Origin of the sequence: Pseudomonas frederiksbergensis, from assembly GCF_003732665.1 — a bacterium.
Lineage (GTDB): Bacteria > Pseudomonadota > Gammaproteobacteria > Pseudomonadales > Pseudomonadaceae > Aquipseudomonas > Aquipseudomonas frederiksbergensis_G.
Genome location: NZ_MOBP01000107.1, coordinates 1 through 510 on the forward strand (window position 1 = coordinate 1; position 510 = coordinate 510).

Genomic DNA, 510 nt, shown 5'->3' on the forward strand with positions numbered 1-510 from the left:
ATCAGCCTGTGGCCGAACATCGTGCCGCCGTCGATCTCGATCTGGGACGCCGCTGCACCGCCGCAAAGCCAGGGCTTCATGCTGGTCGGTACGCTATTCATCATTCCGTTCATCCTGGGTTACACCTTCTGGAGCTACTACGTGTTCCGCGGCAAGGTCACCCATGAAGACGGTTACCACTGATCTCTCGCTCAGCTCACCCTGTGAGAGCAAGCCGGCTCGCCGTGGCGTCCTCAGCGACGCCATCGCCCAATAGGAACAATGCAATGAACGGCAAACATTCCCTGCACGAGATTGAAGAAGCCGAAAAAAAGCCGCTTTGGCAGCGGCTCGGCTGGTTGGCCTTGATCTGGATCGGTAGCGTCGGCGCGCTGTTCATTGCCGCCAGCCTGATGCGCCTGTTCATGAACGCGGCCGGCCTTACCACACACTGAAACATCCCGTCCCGCTGCCCTTGGGCACGGTTTTATGACCCTCTGTACCGCGGAGGGTTTTTTTTGCCTGACGCTT

2 protein-coding genes are annotated in these 510 nt (G+C 58.8%); both read left to right on the forward strand.

The window, feature by feature from the left end:
• Nucleotides 1-183 (forward strand): cytochrome d ubiquinol oxidase subunit II (locus tag BK665_RS33355; protein ID WP_185076734.1); only part of this gene is annotated, 183 nt, incomplete at its 5' end.
• An 83-nt stretch (nt 184-266) separates the two neighbouring features.
• Entirely contained in the window at nt 267-434 is a 168-nt protein-coding gene (locus BK665_RS33360) for a DUF2474 domain-containing protein (protein WP_007963754.1), read from the forward strand.
• Nucleotides 435-510 lie beyond the last annotated feature (76 nt).